This window comes from Mesorhizobium sp. WSM4976 (assembly GCF_029625685.1).
Taxonomy (GTDB): Bacteria; Pseudomonadota; Alphaproteobacteria; order Rhizobiales; family Rhizobiaceae; genus Mesorhizobium.
Window position 1 is genome coordinate 1 of sequence record NZ_JARTVT010000112.1, and the last position, 518, is coordinate 518.

The 518-nt window shown below is 59.8% G+C and carries 1 protein-coding gene; it reads left to right on the plus strand.

The genetic code is table 11. From position 1 onward, the window contains the following. A partial coding sequence (locus P9272_RS35950; protein ID WP_278164966.1) for a hypothetical protein occupies nt 1-518 on the plus strand: 518 nt, incomplete at both ends.

The window sequence follows — 518 nt, forward strand, 5'->3', positions numbered from 1 at the left end:
ACGCTTCATCTCGGCACCGATGATCAAAAGCCTGATCCAGACATCGAGGCCGACCGCGGTGCCGGCCAGGTTCCGGCCTGGCCTGGCATCGTCTATGTGGTGATCAAGAACCTGCCACTCGATGAGTTCGGCATCCGGGTTCCCAACATCGAGGCAGAACTCCTGAAGGGCGCGGTGCTGGCGACGGCCAGTATCGACGGTTTTGCTGTGTCACGTGGTGAGTATAACAACGACACAAATGGAAGCTATCTGGCCTCGGAAAACGGCGGCACGCTTTCGATCAATGCGATGCCGGCCGGCACCACCATCTTTGCCGGTACGGTTCCTTATTCCGGTTCCGTCCACATCAGTGATCGTCTCGACGTCGCCGTGCTGGGCAGCGCCGGCACCTCAATCGGCTTTTACGACGCTGCTACCGGCTCCTTCCGTCAGGAGATCGCCGGACTCGGCGGATCGATTGGCGCAAACGCCATACTCGACGACATCAGCTTCGGCGGTGTCACCTACATGCTGGTGTG